This window comes from Streptomyces amritsarensis, assembly GCF_001953875.1.
GTDB classification, from domain to species: domain Bacteria; phylum Actinomycetota; class Actinomycetes; order Streptomycetales; family Streptomycetaceae; genus Streptomyces; species Streptomyces amritsarensis.
Genome location: NZ_MQUR01000026.1, coordinates 60,636 through 77,856, shown reverse-complemented (window position 1 = coordinate 77,856; position 17,221 = coordinate 60,636). Strand labels below are relative to the sequence as shown.

The following is a 17,221-nucleotide window of genomic DNA, read 5'->3' as shown; positions in this document are numbered from 1 at the left end:
GGCCCCGGGCCGGCTCGGGTCCGGGCCCCGGGCCGGCTCGGGGCCCGCCCGGCTCGGTGCCGCCGGCCGTGGCATGGGCCGCTCAGGCCGGGAGGGCGGCGGCGTCCTCCCGCTCCTTCTCGGCCATCCGGATCACGCACACCGCCACCGCGACCAGCAGTGCCGCGTCCGCGTCCTCCCGGACCACGTCCACCGCGTACGTCTCCCGCACCCGGTACCACTGCCGGGAGACCAGCGCGAGCAGTTCCCCGTCGTACTCGACCTTGAACTCCCGGTCCAGGATCCGCCCGCTCACGTCGAGCTCCGTGCCCTCGACGAGCGTCACGCGGAAGTGGTTGCGCAGCAGCGAGAAGCGCTTCCTGCGGATCACCGCGAGCCGCTGCTCGTCCCGCTCCAGGGTCATCGCGTCGCGGAGACCGAAGAGCTTCTCCCTCAGGGTGATCAGGATCCGGCCGTCCGGATCCTTCAGCTCCAGCGTGTCCCGGAAGCGCAGGGCCTTCCCGTCGACGAGGAAGGCGTGCCGTCCGTCCTCGTCCTCGATCCGGTAGTCGTCCCCGATGGCCAGCATTTTGTCCCGAACGAGGTATTTCATGCGCTGATCAGTGCCCGCGATAGGTTGCCCCCATGCCACTGCTCTATGTGACCGACCTGGCGTACCCGGCACGCGGCCGCCGCTACTGCGACGAGGACATATTCCTCACCGCGCGCCTGCGCGAGCACTTCGACCTGGCCCTGTGCCACCCCGCCGACGCGCGCTCCCTGATGCCGGGCTTCGACGCCGTGATCGTCCGCAACAGCGGCCCCGTCCTGCACTACCAGGAGGAGTACGACGCCTTCCGCGCCGCCGCCCTCGCCGCCGGCACGCCCGTCTACAACCCCCTCACCGGCCGCGCCGACATGGCCGGGAAGCAGTACCTCCTCGACCTGACCGCCGCCGGCTACCCGGTCATCCCGACGGTCGACGACCCCGCCCGGCTCGCGGAACTGCCGCAGGTGCCCGAGTACGTGGTCAAGCCGAAGCAGGGCGCCGACTCCATCGGCCTCACCTTCACCGCGACACCGGCCGGCGAGGCCGGAGCCGTGCTGATCCAGCCGCGCATCGACTTCGCGTACGAGGTGTCCTTCTACTTCGTCGACGACACCTTCCAGTACGCGCTCCACGCCCCCGACCCGGCCCGCCGCTGGGAGCTGCGCCCCTACGAACCGACCGGGGAGGACCTGGCCTTCGCCCGCGCCTTCGTCGAGTGGAACACCCTCTCCCACGGCATCCAGCGGGTGGACGCCTGCCGGGCGCCGTCCGGCGAACTGCTCCTCGTCGAGCTGGAGGACCTCAACCCGTACCTGTCCCTGGACCTGCTCCCGGCGGCGGTCCAGGACGCCTTCGTCACCTCGTTCACGGGATCTCTCCACTCCTTCCTCAACTGATGTCAGTGCCGGGTGCCAGGCTCTTCCCATGGACAAGCAGACGTTCTGGCAGTTGATCGAGACGGCCCGCACGGACGCGGCGGCAGGTGCGGGCGAGGTGGAGGACGCGGTGGCGCAGCGGGCGGCCGAGCTGCTCGCGGCGCGTCCGCACGCGGAGATAGCCGCGGCCCAGCAGGTGCTGTGGGACCTTCTCGCCGAGTCCTACCGCAGCCCGCTCTGGGCCGCCGCGTACGTGATCAACGGAGGCTGCTCGGACGACGGGTTCGACTACTTCCGCGGCTGGCTCCTCACCCAGGGCCGGGCGGTCTTCGACGCCGCCCTGGCCGACCCGGACTCCCTCGCGGAGCACCCCGCGGTCCGCGAGGCGGCGGCCGAGGGCCTGGAGCTGTGGGACGAGGAGGCCCTCTCGATCGCGTGGAGCGCCTACGAGAGCGCCACCGGCCGCGAGCTTCCGGCGGAATCCTTCACGATCAGCTATCCGCCCCTGGACCCGTCCTGGGACTTCGACTTCGACGACGCGGCCGAACTGGCGAGCCGACTGCCGCGCCTGAGCGCCCTCTTCGACGACGCGTAGCGATACGCGGCCCTGGAGCCCGCTGGTCGGGGCACCCGTTCGTTGCGGCCGTGTGGCGGGGGGCGGTCACCCGTGGGAGGGGCGGGGAAGCAATGGCAAGCTTGAAGGATGAACGATGCTGCTCCGGCGCCCACCCCCGCGCCCGCACCCCGCAAGCGTGCCCGTGTCCGTGCTCCCGAGCTGATCGGCAAGGGCGGCTGGCTGAACACCGGAGGCAAGGACCTCACCCTCGCCGACCTGCGGGGACGCGTCACGATTCTCGATTTTTGGACGTTCTGCTGCATCAACTGCCTGCACGTCCTGGACGAGCTGCGCGAGCTGGAGGAGAAGCACCGCGACACCGTCGTGATCATCGGTGTGCACTCGCCGAAGTTCGTGCACGAGGCTGAGCACGCGGCCGTCGTGGACGCCGTCGAGCGCTACGAGGTCCACCACCCCGTCCTCGACGATCCCGAGCTCGCCACCTGGAAGCAGTACGCCGTGCGCGCGTGGCCCACGCTCGTCGTGATCGACCCCGAGGGGTACGTCGTCGCCCAGCACGCCGGGGAGGGGCACGCGCACGCCCTCGCGAAGCTGGTCGAGGAGCTGGAGGCCGAGCACGAGGCCAAGGGCACGCTGCGGCGCGGGGACGGGCCGTACGTGGCGCCCGAGCCCGTGGCGGGTGACCTGCGCTTCCCCGGCAAGGCGCTGCTCCTGCCCAGCGGGAACCTCCTGGTCTCGGACTCCACGCGGCACCAGCTGGTGGAGCTGGCCGCCGACGGGGAGAGCGTCGTGCGCCGCATCGGCAGCGGCGAGCGCGGCTTCGCCGGGGACAGCTTCAGCGAGCCGCAGGGGCTGGCGCTGCTGCCGGACGGCCGGGTGGTCGTCGCCGACACCGTCAACCACGCGCTGCGCGTCCTGGACCTGGAGACCGGAGCCGTCGAGACGGTCGCCGGCACCGGCCGGCAGTGGTGGCAGGGCTCGCCGACCTCGGGGCCGGCCCTCGAAGTGGACCTGTCCTCGCCGTGGGACGTGGCCTGGTGGCAGGGCAAGGTGTGGATCGCCATGGCCGGCGTCCACCAGCTGTGGACGTGGGACCCGCAGGCCGGGACCGTCGAGGTCGCCGCCGGCACCACCAACGAGGGGCTGCACGACGGGCCGGCCGCCGAGGCGTGGTTCGCCCAGCCGTCCGGGCTCGCCGCCGCCGGGGACCGGCTGTGGATCGCCGACTCCGAGACCAGCGCCCTGCGCTACGTCCACGCCACCGAGACCGGCTACGCCGTCACCTCCGCGGTCGGGACCGGCCTGTTCGACTTCGGGCACCGGGACGGGGACGCCGCCCAGGCCCTGCTCCAGCACCCGCTCGGGGTGACGGCCCTGCCGGACGGCTCGGTCGCGGTGTGCGACACGTACAACCACGCGCTGCGCCGCTACGACCCCGCCACCGGGCAGGTCTCGACGCTGGCGACCGACCTGCGCGAGCCCAGCGACGCCGTGCTGGTCGGCGGGGACATCGTGGTCGTCGAGTCGGCCCGGCACCGCCTGACCCGGCTGCGGCTCCCGGAGGAGGCGGTACGGGTGGACGCGGTCGCGCACCGCACCCAGCGGGCCGCCACCGAGGTGGCGCCCGGCACGCTGCGCCTGGACGTGGTCTTCCGGGCCCCGAGCGGGCAGAAGCTCGACACCCGCTACGGGCCCTCCACGCGCCTGCTCGTCTCCTCGACCCCGCCCGAGCTGCTGGCGGCCGGTGAGGGAGCGGGGACCGACCTGTTCCGGGAGCTGGAGCTGAACCCGGACGTCACCGAGGGCGTGCTGCACGTCTCGGCGATGGCGGCGTCCTGCGACGACGACCCGGCCAACGAGTACCCGGCCTGCCACGTCCACCAGCAGGACTGGGGCGTACCCGTCAAGGTCACCGCCGGCGGCGCCGCCCGGCTGCCCCTCGTCCTCGCGGGCATGGACGACGAGGGCTGAGACGCTCCCGGCCTTCCCTGGGGGCGGCCCTCGGGTTCAGCCCTCCAGGAAGGCCACCAGGGCGTTGGCGAGGAGGTACGGGTCGTCCGCGCCGCACAGTTCGCGGGCGCTGTGCATCGAGAGGATCGCGACGCCGATGTCCACGGTCTGGATGCCGTGCCGGGCGGCCGTGATCGGGCCGATCGTCGTCCCGCACGGCATGGCGTTGTTGGAGACGAACGTCTGCCACGGGACGCCGGCCCGCTCGCACGCGGCGGCGAACACCGCGCGCCCGCTGCCGTCGGTGGCGTACCGCTGGTTGACGTTGACCTTCAGGATCGGGCCGGCGTTGGCCCGCGGGTGGTGCGTCGGGTCGTGCCGCTCACCGTAGTTGGGGTGCACGGCGTGCCCGGTGTCGGAGGACAGGCAGATGGTGCCGGCGAAGGCCCGCGCGCGGTCCTCGTAGGAGCCTCCGCGTGCGAAGACTGAACGTTCCAGCACGTTGCCCAGCAGCGGGCCGTCCGCGCCCGTGTCCGACTGCGAGCCGTTCTCCTCGTGGTCGAAGGCGGCCAGCACCGGGATGTGGTCGAGCTTCGCGGCCCCGGACACGGCGGCCAGCGCCGCGACCCCGGCGTGCACGGACAGCAGGTTGTCCATGCGGGGGCCCGCCACGAGCTCGCGGTCCCGGCCCAGGTAGGAGGGCGGCTCGATCGAGTGGACCATCAGGTCCCAGCCGGCCACCGAGCCGTGTTCCAGGCCCTCTTCCTCCTCGAGGAACGCGATGAGGTCGCCCTCGTGCGGGTCGCCCAGGCCCCAGATCGGCTGCATGTGCCGCTGCTTGTCGAGCTTGAGCCCGTCGCTGTTCACCGAACGGTCCAGGTGCACGGCCAGTTGGGGCACGCGCAGCAGCGCCCGGTCGATGTTTACAAGGCGCTCGGTGCCGTCGCGCAGGGTCAGCCGCCCGGCCAGGCCCAGGTCCCGGTCCAGCCAGGTGTTGAGCAGGGTGCCGCCGTAGATCTCGACCGCGATCTGCCGCCAGCCCTGTGAGCCCATGTCGGGGAGCGGCTTGACCCGCAGGTTCGGCGAGTCGGTGTGGGCGCCGACGATGCGGAAGGGGGTGTGCGCCGCCGCGCCCTCGGGGACGTACCAGGCGATGAGCGCGCCGCCGCGGAGCACGAACTTGCCCCCGGTGCCCGAGTCCCAGGCGTCCGTCTCCGACAACTGCCTGAAGCCTGCCTTCTCCAGCCGCTCGGCCGCGTTGGCCACGGCGTGGTACGGCGACGGACTGGCCGTCAGGAAGGTCATCAGATCGTCGGTGTGGCCGCGGTCGAAGCGGGCGGGAGAGCTCATGTGGTTCACCTTAACGACGGTCGTGTTCGCCATGGCCGGACTGCGACGGATGGCCGGAGGTAGGGGCCCGCAGGGCTGGTGATCTGCGGTCCCGTTGGTTCTCAGCCCGGCGGACGTTCGAATCTGCGCTGCAGTTGCCTGCGCTCGCCCCGGCGGATGCGCGGGAGCATCTCCGGGGTCTGCGGGGAGCGCTGCGCGCGTCTTCTGCGTCCGGCGCAGAAGATACAGGCCTCGCCGGGGGGTGCGTCGGGGTCGATGGGGGCGCCCGGGTGCTCGGAGCAGCCCGAGGCGTTGCGCGGGCGGGACAGTTCGCGGGCGACGATGAACGCGCGGTGGAGGTCGTCGGCGATGCGGACGAAGTCCTCGGCGGGCGAGGACAGGCCCAGGTGGAACCGCTGGTCCTCGACGGTGCGCAGGTGGGTGCGCAGGGCGTGCAGCGTGTACGGGCCGTCCGGTACGGGGTAGCCCAGGCGGCGCTGCTCGCCGGCGGGGGCGGCGGCGGGGCCGCCGCGGTGGCGCTGTCCGAGGCGCCGGCGGTCGTTGCAGATGAGGCAGCGGCCCCAGCCGTCGGGGGCCTCGGGGTCGAGGGCGCCGTTGGGGTGTTCGGGGCAGCCGGTGTAGCTCTTGGCTGGGGCCAGTCCGGCTGCCGTCTGGAAGGCCACGTACAGCGCGTCGGCGATGGTGTCGTACTCGGCGGGGTGGGCGCCGTCGTACAGCTCGCGCAGGTGGTCGCCGAGGCTGCCCAGGCTCGCCTGCAGCTCCTTGAGGGCGTACGGCCGCCCGGTGGGGACGGAGTACCCCCTGCTGCCGTGCTGATCCTGTGGACTCATGCGTACGAGCGTCCCATGAACGACTGACATCGGGGGAAAGCCGCAGTACAGGGCCCTGGTAGGGGGCCCCGGGCACGCGGCAGCGGCCGGGTCCCTGTGCGGGGGACCCGGCCGCTGCGTGCGGGTGCGGCGTGGTGGTGCCGGGGTTAGAAGGCGGCCTCGTCGAGCTCCATGAGGGAGTTGTCGACGGCCTCGGCCAGCTGGCGCTGGACGGAGACGCCCGGGAGGATTTCCGCGGCGAAGAACTTCGCGGCGGCGATCTTGCCGGTGTAGAAGGGGACGTCCTTCGCGGAGGCGCCGGCCAGCTTCTCGGCGGCCACGGCGGCGCCCTTGAGCAGCAGGTACCCGACGACGACGTCGCCGGAGGCCATCAGAAGGCGGGTGGTGTTCTGGCCGACCTTGTAGATGTTCTTGACGTCCTCGCCGGTGGCGGTGAGGTCGACGATCATCTGGCCGACGATGGCCTCCAGGTCCACGGCGGCCTTGGCGAGCGCGTCGCGGGCGCCGGCCAGCTCCTCGCCGCCGACGGCCTCGGCCAGGAACTTCTTGATCGTCTCGGAGAGGATGTTCAGCGAGGCGCCCTGGTCGCGGACGATCTTCCGGAAGAAGAAGTCCTGGCCCTGGATGGCCGTGGTGCCCTCGTACAGGGTGTCGATCTTGGCGTCGCGGATGTACTGCTCGATCGGGTACTCCTGCAGGTAGCCGGAGCCGCCGAAGGTCTGCAGGGACTGCGCGAGCTGCTCGTAGGACTTCTCCGAGCCGTAGCCCTTCACGATCGGCAGGAGCAGGTCGTTCAGGCCGACGAGGGAGGAGGCGTCCTCGCCCGCGGCCTGCTTGACCTGGATCTCGTCCTGGACGGTCGCGGTGTAGAGGACGAGGGCGCGCATGCCCTCGGCGTACGCCTTCTGCGTCATCAGCGAGCGGCGCACGTCGGGGTGGTGCGTGATGGTGACCTTGGGCGCGGTCTTGTCCATGAAGTTGGCCAGGTCCGGACCCTGCACGCGCTCCTTGGCGTACTCCAGGGCGTTGAGGTAGCCGGTGGAGAGGGTGGCGATGGCCTTCGTGCCGACCATCATGCGGGCGAACTCGATGATCATGAACATCTGGCGGATGCCGTCGTGCTTGTCGCCGATCAGCCAGCCCTTGGCGGGGTGCTGGTCGCCGAAGGTCATCTCGCACGTGTTGGAGGCCTTGAGGCCCATCTTGTGCTCGACGTTCGTGGCGTAGACGCCGTTGCGCTCGCCCAGCTCGCCGGTCTCCCAGTCGAAGTGGAACTTCGGGACGAGGAAGAGGGACAGGCCCTTGGTGCCGGGGCCGTGGCCCTCGGGGCGGGCGAGGACGTAGTGGAGGATGTTCTCCTCCATGTCGTGCTCACCGGAGGTGATGAAGCGCTTCACGCCCTCGATGTGCCAGGAGCCGTCCTCCTGCCGGATCGCCTTGGTGCGGCCGGCGCCCACGTCCGAGCCGGCGTCCGGCTCGGTGAGGACCATGGTGGAGCCCCAGCGCTTCTCGACGGCGATCTGCGCGATCTTCTTCTGCGCCTCGTTGCCCTCCTCGTGGAGGACGCCGGCGAAGGCCGGGCCGGAGGAGTACATCCACACGGCCGGGTTCGAGCCGAGCAGGAGCTCCGCGTAGGCCCAGACGAGGGAGCGCGGGGAGACGGTGCCGCCGATCTCCTCCGGGATGCCCAGACGCCAGTACTCGGAGTCCATGAAGGCCTTGTAGCTCTTCTTGAAGGAGGCCGGGACCGGGGCGGTGTTGGTCTCCGGGTCGAAGACCGGCGGGTTGCGGTCGGCGTCGGCGAAGGACTCGGCCAGCTCGTTCTCGGCGAGGCGGGCGATCTCGGACAGGACGCTCTTCGCGGTCTCGGTGTCCATCTCCTCGAACGGACCGGTGCCGTACTGCTGGTCGCGGCCGAGCACCTCGAAGAGGTTGAACTCGATGTCGCGGAGATTCGACTTGTAGTGCCCCATGGCGACGGCTCCGTTAAGGCTCGGGGAGACAGGTTCCTCGTACATACCAATCGGTAACAACATGATGCTACCCACCGGTAATAACAGCAACCCTTCCGCGCCGACTGTGACCAGGGTCAAGCTCGCACCACACCGTCTTGGTGCCCTGCCCCTGGCTGACGCCCCACCGCAGCGCCAGCGCGTCGAGCAGGGCGAGCCCGCGCCCCGACTCGTCGTCACCGGCCGCCTCCCGCGGCGCGGGCCGGGCCGCCGGTGCGGGGTCGGTGAGCTCGACCCGCGTACGAGTTGCCCTTCCGCTGATCCGCAGGGTGACGGGCGTGCCCTCGCCGAGGTGGCGGACGACGTTGGCCAGCAGCTCGGTGACGCACAGCTCGGCGTCGCCGGACTCCGGGCCGAGGTGCTCGCGCACGGCGTGCCGGAGCATCGGGGCCGCCCGGGCGGTGGCGTTCAGCCGGATCACGAGCTCGTTCACGGCTTCGCCAGCGCGGAGGCGATCCGCTGCGCGGTGGCGGGGTTGCAGTTGCCGAGGGTGATGAGCGGCGGCGTGCCGTACCGCCCGGCGTAGGAGGGCAGGTGCAGGTCCAGCGAGGGCAGGGTGATCCCGTGCGCGGCGAGCGCGCCGCGCAGCGCGTCGAGGGCCGCGGCGGCCTCGCGGTCGTGGGTGTGGTCGCTCATGGCAGACCCTTCCGTGGCGGAGTGTGACGAAGCCCTCACAGGCTGGCGCCCCGCCGCGTACCTTGGGAAGGGTTTCTGGTCCACAGTGCGCGATGTGGAAGGCGGGCCGACCGTGGCTGCGCGTAAGGACATTGACGGCTCCGAGAGCGTTCCCGCCTTCTACGGCAAGGAGCTGCGCTGGAGGCGCGAAGAGGTGGGCCGCACGCTCCAGGAGGTGGTGGAGGGAAGCTTCTACGCGGCGACGTACCTGAGCGAGATCGAACGCGGCCAGCGGCGCATGCCGGTGGACCTGGCCTGTCACGTTGACCGAGTGCTCCAGACGGACGGGTTCTTCGAGCGGCGCTGCGAGGATGTCCGCAAAGCCCGGAGCGTCGGCCACGCCAAGTACGCCGAGCGGGTTCTCGAAGCGGAGAAACTCGCGGAAACCATTGAGGAGTGGAGCCCGACTGCGCTTCCCGGCCTGTTGCAGACGGAAGCGTATGCACGGGCTCTCGCCGGGGCGGAACGCCCGTTGGAGCCGCGGGAGGAGACCGACGTCAAGATCGAGGCCAGGCTGGCGAGGGCCGCCGCCCTCTTCGAGGGCGCGCATGAAGCACCCGAGTACTGGGTGATCCTTCACGAGTCGCTGCTGCGGCTGCCGATCCTTCCGCCTCAGCAGATGGCGGACCAGTTCGACCACGTCGCGGCTCTGGTGCGGCGCAAGCGGATCGTTCCACAGATCGTCCCGTGGAACGCCGGAGCGCATCCGTTCATGGCGGCGGGAACCGTGCTCATCCTGACGTTCGGCAACGCACCGCCGCTGGTGTACACGGAGTCCCTGCACAGCGGTGTCACCATCGACGATCCAGCCCTCGTGAAGCGTTACCGAAGGTCGTACGATCTGCTGAGGGCCGCCGCGCTACCGCCGAAGGCGACCCTCGCCATGATCGAGGCGGCCGTAGAGGACTATCGAAATGGCAAGCAGCCGAACTGACTTGAACGCAGCGCGGTGGCGTACCAGCAGCTACACCAACAGCGACGGGGGCACCTGTGTCGAGGTGGCTGACGGCGTAGCCGGACTCGTGCCCGTTCGGGATTCCAAGAGGCCGGACGGTGGGGTGGTCGTGGTCAGCGCCGCGGCCTGGGTCCCCTTCGTGGCCTCGCTCCGGGCCTCCTGACCGCACCCGCAGGCGGGCGGTGGCCGGTACCGGCCGGTATGGGCGCGGCCGGTCGGTAGGGTGGGCCGCATGTACGGCTACGACCAGAATCCGGGCGCCCAGCAGCAGTACGCCCCTCAGCAGCCCCAGCAGGGCTACGGGCAGGCGCCGCCGCTGTACCCCGAGCCGTCCCCGCCCTCCCTCGCGGACGCCGTACGGGCCTTCACCACCGGGTCGCTGTCCGCCGAGGACTTCCAGCAGATCTTCGCGACCTCCAAGGTGTACTGCCCCCGCGGCGACACCCCCGGGTTCCTGGCGCTGCACAACACGCAGCACCCGGTCATCCCCATGTTCACCACGCTGAAGGAGCTGCGCCGGTACGCCGGCAAGGAGTCCAAGTACTTCGTCATCACCGGCGCCGAGGTGATCGACCTGCTGCCGACCGGGTACGGCTTCGTCCTCGACATGGAGGGCGACCACCGCATGGTCTTCGACGCGAAGGCGGTCGAGCAGATGGTCGACTTCGCGATGCGCCGCATGTACGGCTAGACGCCGTACGCCGTAGGCGCACGGGGGGCGGGCGCGATGCTGAGAGTGCACTTCACGGCCGAGGACCTGTTCAACGTCACCTTCGCCGACGGGCCGCTGCCGATGGTGGAGCTGGCCATGGCGCTGGTCGCCTGGCAGCGCACGGACGAGGCGGCGGTCTTCGGCCGCTGGCGGGCGCGCGTCGGCCAGGAGCTGCCGGGCCGGGTGCGCCCGCTGCTGGACCTGTTGCGGCCCGACGGTGACAACCCGCAGTTCGTCGAGCCGTTCGCGCGCTCCCTGGAGGAGGGCCTGGCCGCCGTACGGGAGGCCGCGCCGTTGCTGACCGGCGAGCAGCTCGCCCGCGCCGCCGCCCGGGCCCCCGGGTCGGACTCCTGGCTGCGGGCGCTGTGGGATCGGGACCACGAGGCGTGGGACCAGCTCGGGAACGCGCTCACGGCGGCCCACGAGAGCGTGGTGGCCCCGCACTGGGCCCGGATCCGGCAGTCCTTCCAGGCCGACGTCGCCTGGCGCACCCGGCTGCTGGCCGCCCACGGCATCAGGGCCTGCCTGGCCAGCACGCACCCGGCGGCCGGCTGGGCGGGCACCGTCTTCGAGGTGGCCCGGCCGCCGCACTACGAGGTCCGCCTCGGCGGGCGCGGCCTGATACTGATGCCCTCGCCGTTCTGGACGGGTCGCCCGCTGGTGGCCGAGCACCCGGACGGCCCGTACGTCCTGCTCTATCCGGCGATGACCCCGCTGCCCCTGACCTCCGCCGGCCCCGCGGAGGGCGCGTTGGACGCGCTGCTCGGCCGGACCCGGGCGGCGGTGCTCCAGCGGTTGGTGCAGCGGCGTACGACCAGTGAGCTGGCCCGGGACCTCGACATCAGCCTCCCCTCGGTCTCCGAGCACACCCGCACCCTGCGCGCGGCCGGCCTGATCACCACCGAGCGGGACGGCAAGGCGGTCCTGCACTCGGTGACGGGCCTGGGCGCGGACCTCCTCCACAGCGGGGGCTGAAGCTTTCGGCGACACCCGAAAGCATCGCGGCGGGGCCGCCGGCCCCCGAATATCGGCGCTGCGGGAGCCCTCGTCCTCGCGGCTCGGGGTGCGAGAGGGGTGGCGGCGCGGGGTACGGGGGTCCCGGCGCCGCCACCGCCCGGGGTGGCCGCCGCGGGCGGGTCGGACCATATCCGCAGGTCGGGACGCCCGGAGCCCCGGAGGGAATGCCCTGCGGGGCTCTTCTGTTCTGTGGGGTGTGGCAGAAAGTTCGAGTTTCAACTAAACTCGGATCAGAAGGAGGTCCTGACCATGCCCGCAGTGACTGTTGAGAACCCGTTGACGCTTCCGCGCGTGGCCGAGCCGCAGGCCGTCGTCCCGCGCAAGGTGCTGGCCGTCGTCTCCGCTCCCAGTGGGTTCGAGGGTGAGGGATTCCCGGTGCGGCGCGCGTTCGCCGGGATCAACTACCAGTACCTCGACCCGTTCATCATGATGGACCAGATGGGCGAGGTGGAGTACGCGCCGGGTGAGCCGAAGGGCACGCCGTGGCACCCGCACCGAGGCTTCGAGACCGTCACGTACCTGATCGACGGAACCTTCGTCCACCAGGACAGCAACGGCGGCGGCGGAGTCATCAACGGCGGCGACACGCAGTGGATGACGGCAGGCTCGGGCCTGCTGCACATCGAGGCGCCGCCGGAGTCCCTCGTTGTCAGCGGCGGGCTCTTCCACGGCCTCCAGCTGTGGGTGAACCTGCCGGCCTCCGACAAGATGATGCCCCCGCGCTACCAGGACATCGGCGGCGGCAAGGTCACCCTGCTGTCCACCCCGGACGGCGGCTCCCTGCTCCGGGTGATCGCCGGTGAACTCGACGGCCACGAGGGCCCGGGCATCACCCACACGCCCATCACGATGATCCACGCGACCGTCGCCCCGGGGGCGCAGATCACCCTGCCGTGGCGTGAGGACTTCAACGCCCTGGCGTACGTGATGGCCGGGCGGGGATCGGTCGGCCAGGACCGCAGGCCCCTCCACACCGGGCAGACGGCCGTCTTCGGCGAGGGCGGCTCCCTCACGGTGCGGGCGGACGAGTCCCAGGACTCCAACGCCCCGGACCTGGAGATCGTCCTCCTCGGCGGGCGTCCGATCCGGGAGCCGATGGCGCACTACGGGCCGTTCGTCATGAACAGCAAGCACGAGCTCCAGCAGGCCTTCGACGACTTCCAGGCGGGTCGGCTGGGCCGTATCCCCACCACCGCCCGCACCGGTCTCGGCCACCGCGGCGCGGGCCAGGCGGACGAGGAGTAGGGCCGGAAGGCCACGACGCACCACGGGCCGCGCCCCCTTCCCGGGGGGCGCGGCCCGTACCGTCGCACCGGCGTCCGGCAGGCTTCCGAGGCCGCGCCGAACACGCCGTACTTCCGCACGTACGAGCACCCCGCTTCCCGGGCGACGGTCACGGTGATCGGCACCTACGGCGAGTACAGCACCCCGCGGAACCTGCGGCCCGGCGACGTGTACGCCATCCACATCCCGGCGGCGGACAGCGCACCCGCAGCTCGGACCGCCTAGGCGTCCGGCTGCTTCGACTGCTCGTACAGCTCGAACCAGATCGACTTGCCCTCGCCGCGCGGGTCCACGCCCCACGCGTCGGCCAGCATCTCCATCAGCAGCACCCCGCGGCCGCTGGAGGCCATCTCGCCCGGGTGCCGCTTGTGCGGCAGCTCGTCGCTGGAGTCGGCGACCTCCACGCGCAGCCGGCGCTCGCCCAGCTCGCCGACCGCCTCCGCCACCAGCAGGGCGTCGCCGTCGGTGTGCACCAGGACGTTGGTGACCATCTCGGAGACCATCAGCACCACCGCGTCGAGCTGCTCCTCGTCGGCCCAGTCGTGCAGCAGCTCCCTCACCTGCCGGCGGGCGCCCGCGATGCGTTCCGGTTCGGCCTGGGCCACGGTCAGCATCGTGCGGCGGGCCGGGCGGGCCGGGTGCGCCACCGGGGTGCCGCAGCCGCAGCCCCCGCCCTCGCGGCACAGCAGGACCACGGCTATGTCGTCCTCGCGGCGGTCGGCCAGCGGCCCGGTGGTGTGGTGCGAGGACGGCCCGTGCACAGCCTGGACCAGCAGGTCGGCCAGCGCTTCGAGATCCCCGGCGTCGTGCGCGCCGGCGTCGTGCGCGCCGGCGTCGTGCGCGCCGGCGTCGTGCGTGCCGGCCTCGCGCGTGCCGCCCTCCAGGACCGCGCGCAGCCGGGCCCAGCCGGTGTCCAGGTCGTGCCCGCCGGTCTCGATGAGCCCGTCGGTGCAGAGCATCAGCGTCTCGCCGGGCTCCAGGGTGAACCGGGTGGTCGGGTAGTCGGTGTCGGGGACGATCCCGAGGGGGAGCCCGCCTGCCGTGGGCCGCATCAGGACGGTGCCGTCGGCCATCCGGACCGCGGGGTCGGGGTGGCCGGCGCGGGCCACCTCCAGCGTCCCGGTCTTCGGGTCGCACTCCACGTACAGGCAGGTCGCGAACCGCGGGCTGCGGGCGTCGGAGTCGTCCTCGGCGCCCGCCCCCTCGGGGGCGCACAGCCCGGCGAGGAAGCGGGAGGCGCGCGAGAGCACCGCGTCCGGCCGGTGCCCCTCGGACGCGTAGGCGCGTACGGCGATCCGCAGCTGGCCCATCAGCCCCGCCGCCCGCACGTCGTGGCCCTGCACGTCGCCGATGACCAGCGCGAACCGGCCCGACGGCAGCGGGATCATGTCGTACCAGTCGCCGCCGACCTGGAGTCCGCCGCCCGTGGGGACGTAGCGTGCGGCGATCCGCATGCCGGGGATCTCCGGGCCGAGCTGCGGCATCATCGACCGTTGCAGGCCGGTGGTGAGTTCCCGCTCGGACTCGGCCACGCCGGCCCGCTGGAGGGCCTGGGCCAGCATCCGGGCCACGGTCGTCAGGACGGACCGCTCGTCGGGCGAGAAGGACGCGGGCTGCTTGAAGGCGGCCATCCAGGCGCCCATGGTCCGCCCGGCCACGATCAGCGGCAGGAAGGCCCAGGACACCCGGTCGAAGCGCTGCGCGAGCGGCCAGGTGGCCGGGAAGCGCCGCTTGTAGTCGTCCGGGGTGGGCAGGTAGATCGCCCGGCCGGTGCGGACGACCTCCGCGGCCGGATAGTCCGTGTCCAGCGTCATGTCCGTGAAGGGGCCCTCGTCCCCGGCGTCGTGCCCGTGGTGTCCGATGACGGACAGCCGGTCCCCGGCCACGCCGAAGACGGCCAGCCCGTCGGGGTTGAAGCCCGGCATCGACAGCGAGGCCGCGACCCGCAGCACCTCCGCCGTGGAGCGGGCCTCCGCCAGCGCCCGGCCGGCGTCCAGCAGGAACGCCTCGCGGGAGCGGCGCCAGTCGCCGGTGATGGGCGTGTGCACGGCGGTGGTGCCCGGCTGCGGCTCGGCGATCTCCTGGATGGTGCCGATCAGCTCGTAGTCCAGGCTCCCGTCGGCCGACCACCTCTCCAGCGGTTTGGAGCGGCTGCGCACGGTCCGCATGACGCGTCCGTCCACGTCCATGATCCGCAGCCGGGCCTCGGCGAGGGTGCCCTCGGCGACGGCCAGGTTCACGATCCCGTTGATCTCGTTCCAGTCCACCGGGTGGAAGCGGGACCGTACGGCCACCTCCGGCAGGACGACCGGTTCGGCGGGCAGCCCGAGGAGCCGGGCGGCCTCCCCGTCGAGGGAGACCGTCCCGGAGGCGTTGTCCCATCGCCACAGACCCGTCGCGACGGCGGCCAGGACATCCTCGGTGCGCACCCGGCCATCTTTACAGGTCATATCCGTTACGTGCCTGTTCGCCGGTGACCGGACGCATATGCGCAGGCTGACGGTAGTGCCCGACCCGGCATCCTCCCGGACGGTAACCTTGGGACGGTTGAATCCACCCTGGTATCGCGAAGAACTGGATGACTGATGCATCGGTACAGGTCCCACACCTGCGGCGAGCTCCGCGCCTCTGACGTCGCCGCCGACGTCCGACTGAGCGGCTGGCTGCACAACCGTCGAGACCTGGGCGGCATCCTCTTCATCGATCTGCGTGACCACTACGGCATCACGCAGCTGGTCGCCCGCCCCGGCACCGCCGCGAACGAGGCCCTCAGCAGCGTCTCCAAGGAGACCGTCGTCCGCATCGACGGCAAGGTCGTCTCCCGCGGCGCGGACAACGTGAACCCCGACCTGCCGACCGGTGAGATCGAGATCGAGGTCTCCGAGGTCGAGGTGCTCGGCGCGGCCGCCCCGCTCCCCTTCACCATCAACACCGACGACGGTGTGAACGAGGAGCGCCGTCTGGAGTACCGCTTCCTCGACCTGCGCCGCGAGCGCATGCACCGCAACATCATGCTGCGCTCGGCGGTCATCGCCTCGATCCGCTCCAAGATGGTGGCCCTCGGCTTCAACGAGATGGCGACCCCGATCCTCACCGCGACCTCCCCCGAGGGCGCCCGTGACTTCGTGGTGCCGTCCCGCCTGAACCCGGGCAAGTTCTACGCCCTGCCGCAGGCCCCGCAGCAGTTCAAGCAGCTGCTGATGATCTCCGGCTTCGACCGGTACTTCCAGATCGCGCCCTGCTTCCGCGACGAGGACGCCCGCGCCGACCGCTCGCCGGGCGAGTTCTACCAGCTCGACGTCGAGATGTCCTTCGTCGAGCAGGAGGACGTCTTCCAGCCGATCGAGCGCCTGATGACCGAGCTCTTCACCGAGTTCGGCGGCGGCCGCGAGGTCACCTCGCCGTTCCCGCGGATCCCCTTCCGCGAGTCGATGCTGAAGTACGGCAACGACAAGCCCGACCTGCGCGCCAAGCTGGAGCTCGTCGACATCACCGACGTGTTCGAGGCCTCGGAGTTCAAGGCGTTCGCCGGCAAGCACGTGCGCGCCCTGGCCGTCCCGGACACCGCCGCCCAGCCGCGCAAGTTCTTCGACGGCCTCGGCGACTACGCGGTCTCGCTCGGCGCGAAGGGCCTGGCCTGGGTGCGCGTGGGCGAGGACGGTGCGCTGTCCGGCCCGATCGCCAAGTTCCTCACCGAGGAGAACGTCAAGGTCCTCACCGAGCGCCTGGGCCTGGTCCCCGGCCACGCCGTGTTCTTCGGCGCCGGCGAGTTCGACGAGGTCTCCAAGATCATGGGCCCGGTCCGGGTCGAGGCCGCCAAGCGCGCCGGCCACTTCGAGGACAACGTCTTCCGCTTCTGCTGGATCGTCGACTTCCCGATGTACGAGAAGGACGAGGAGACCGGCAGGATCGACTTCTCCCACAACCCGTTCTCCATGCCGCAGGGCGGCATGAAGGACCTGGAGGAGAAGGACCCGCTCGACATCCTGGCGTGGCAGTACGACATCGTCTGCAACGGCATCGAGCTGTCCTCCGGCGCCATCCGCAACCACGAGCCCGACGTCATGCTGAAGGCCTTCGAGATCGCGGGCTACGAGGCCGAGACCGTCGAGCGCGAGTTCGCGGGCATGCTGCGCGCCTTCCGCCTCGGTGCCCCGCCGCACGGTGGCATCGCCCCGGGCGTGGACCGCATCGTGATGCTGCTGGCCGACGAGCCGAACATCCGCGAGACCATCGCCTTCCCGCTCAACGGCAACGCGCAGGACCTGATGATGGGCGCGCCGACGGTCCTGGAGGAGGCCCGCCTGCGCGAGCTGAACATCGCGCTGCGCAAGCCGGTCGAGACGAAGGCGGCCGACGCCAAGCCGGTCGCGGAGTCCGTACACCCGGACGCTGCGCGCTGAGCGGTGGCCGGTAGGTAGGCAGGCTAGGCAGGCATGCGAAAGGGCCCGGGGT

16 protein-coding genes are annotated in these 17,221 nt (G+C 71.5%); 9 read left to right on the top strand and 7 right to left on the bottom strand.

The features are described 5' to 3' along the window. Positions 1 to 82: 82 nt before the first annotated feature. Positions 83 to 592, bottom strand: coding sequence for an LURP-one-related/scramblase family protein (locus AVW11_RS14245; protein ID WP_076044142.1), 510 nt, complete (start codon positions 590 to 592; stop codon positions 83 to 85). A 32-nt stretch (positions 593 to 624) separates the two neighbouring features. Here AVW11_RS14245 and AVW11_RS14240 point away from each other — a divergent pair, with 32 nt between their 5' ends. From AVW11_RS14240 to AVW11_RS14230, 3 genes are all read left to right on the top strand, one after another. After that, positions 625 to 1,425: an ATP-grasp domain-containing protein gene (locus tag AVW11_RS14240; RefSeq protein WP_060177117.1), complete on the top strand. Its 801-nt coding sequence runs from the start codon at positions 625 to 627 to the stop codon at positions 1,423 to 1,425. A gap of 28 nt (positions 1,426 to 1,453) precedes the next feature. Further along, entirely contained in the window at positions 1,454 to 1,999 is a 546-nt protein-coding gene (locus tag AVW11_RS14235; RefSeq protein WP_076044141.1) for a DUF4240 domain-containing protein, read from the top strand. Between the two features lie 108 nt (positions 2,000 to 2,107). Then, positions 2,108 to 3,952 (top strand): NHL domain-containing thioredoxin family protein, encoded by a 1,845-nt coding sequence (locus AVW11_RS14230; RefSeq protein ID WP_076044140.1) that lies wholly within the window; start codon positions 2,108 to 2,110, stop codon positions 3,950 to 3,952. Positions 3,953 to 3,988: 36 nt separating this feature from the next. On the opposite strand, the gene AVW11_RS14225 is transcribed toward AVW11_RS14230, so the two are convergent. The 5 genes from AVW11_RS14225 to AVW11_RS14205 form a co-directional block, all read right to left on the bottom strand. Next, positions 3,989 to 5,281 (bottom strand): M18 family aminopeptidase, encoded by a 1,293-nt coding sequence (locus tag AVW11_RS14225; RefSeq protein ID WP_030839046.1) that lies wholly within the window; start codon positions 5,279 to 5,281, stop codon positions 3,989 to 3,991. A 101-nt stretch (positions 5,282 to 5,382) separates the two neighbouring features. Next, positions 5,383 to 6,111, bottom strand: a complete 729-nt coding sequence (locus AVW11_RS14220; RefSeq protein ID WP_030839043.1) for a hypothetical protein — start codon at positions 6,109 to 6,111, stop codon at positions 5,383 to 5,385. A gap of 146 nt (positions 6,112 to 6,257) precedes the next feature. Further along, positions 6,258 to 8,084 carry an acyl-CoA dehydrogenase gene (locus tag AVW11_RS14215; RefSeq protein ID WP_076044139.1) on the bottom strand — a complete coding sequence of 609 codons (1,827 nt, stop codon included), beginning with the start codon at positions 8,082 to 8,084 and terminating at the stop codon, positions 6,258 to 6,260. A gap of 67 nt (positions 8,085 to 8,151) precedes the next feature. After that, on the bottom strand, positions 8,152 to 8,556 hold the full coding sequence (locus AVW11_RS14210) for an ATP-binding protein (protein ID WP_240528174.1): 405 nt from the start codon (positions 8,554 to 8,556) through the stop codon (positions 8,152 to 8,154). Continuing rightward, positions 8,553 to 8,759, bottom strand: a complete 207-nt coding sequence (locus AVW11_RS14205) for a hypothetical protein (RefSeq protein ID WP_076044138.1) — start codon at positions 8,757 to 8,759, stop codon at positions 8,553 to 8,555. The genes AVW11_RS14210 and AVW11_RS14205 overlap by 4 nt, the downstream gene beginning before the upstream one ends. Before the next feature lie 112 nt (positions 8,760 to 8,871). Here AVW11_RS14205 and AVW11_RS14200 point away from each other — a divergent pair, with 112 nt between their 5' ends. The 5 genes from AVW11_RS14200 to AVW11_RS14180 all read left to right on the top strand — a co-directional run bounded on the left by AVW11_RS14200 (position 8,872) and on the right by AVW11_RS14180 (position 12,727). Beyond that, the gene (locus AVW11_RS14200; RefSeq protein WP_076044137.1) at positions 8,872 to 9,732 is read left to right on the top strand and encodes a helix-turn-helix domain-containing protein; all 861 of its coding nucleotides are present in this window, start codon (positions 8,872 to 8,874) and stop codon (positions 9,730 to 9,732) included. Further along, positions 9,713 to 9,916, top strand: a complete 204-nt coding sequence (locus AVW11_RS14195; protein ID WP_076044136.1) for a DUF397 domain-containing protein — start codon at positions 9,713 to 9,715, stop codon at positions 9,914 to 9,916. The genes AVW11_RS14200 and AVW11_RS14195 overlap by 20 nt, the downstream gene beginning before the upstream one ends. A gap of 69 nt (positions 9,917 to 9,985) precedes the next feature. Further along, positions 9,986 to 10,444, top strand: a complete 459-nt coding sequence (locus tag AVW11_RS14190) for an SseB family protein (protein WP_030839028.1) — start codon at positions 9,986 to 9,988, stop codon at positions 10,442 to 10,444. 36 nt (positions 10,445 to 10,480) lie between these two features. Continuing rightward, entirely contained in the window at positions 10,481 to 11,440 is a 960-nt protein-coding gene (locus AVW11_RS14185) for an ArsR/SmtB family transcription factor (RefSeq protein WP_076044135.1), read from the top strand. Between the two features lie 291 nt (positions 11,441 to 11,731). Then, positions 11,732 to 12,727 carry a pirin family protein gene (locus tag AVW11_RS14180; protein ID WP_076044134.1) on the top strand — a complete coding sequence of 332 codons (996 nt, stop codon included), beginning with the start codon at positions 11,732 to 11,734 and terminating at the stop codon, positions 12,725 to 12,727. Positions 12,728 to 12,987: 260 nt separating this feature from the next. Here the strand turns inward: AVW11_RS14180 and AVW11_RS14175 are convergent, their stop codons facing one another. Continuing rightward, on the bottom strand, positions 12,988 to 15,195 hold the full coding sequence (locus AVW11_RS14175) for an ATP-binding SpoIIE family protein phosphatase (protein ID WP_076044133.1): 2,208 nt from the start codon (positions 15,193 to 15,195) through the stop codon (positions 12,988 to 12,990). 156 nt (positions 15,196 to 15,351) lie between these two features. Here AVW11_RS14175 and aspS point away from each other — a divergent pair, with 156 nt between their 5' ends. Then, positions 15,352 to 17,169 carry an aspartate--tRNA ligase gene (gene aspS, locus AVW11_RS14170; RefSeq protein ID WP_076044132.1) on the top strand — a complete coding sequence of 606 codons (1,818 nt, stop codon included), beginning with the start codon at positions 15,352 to 15,354 and terminating at the stop codon, positions 17,167 to 17,169. Positions 17,170 to 17,221 lie beyond the last annotated feature (52 nt).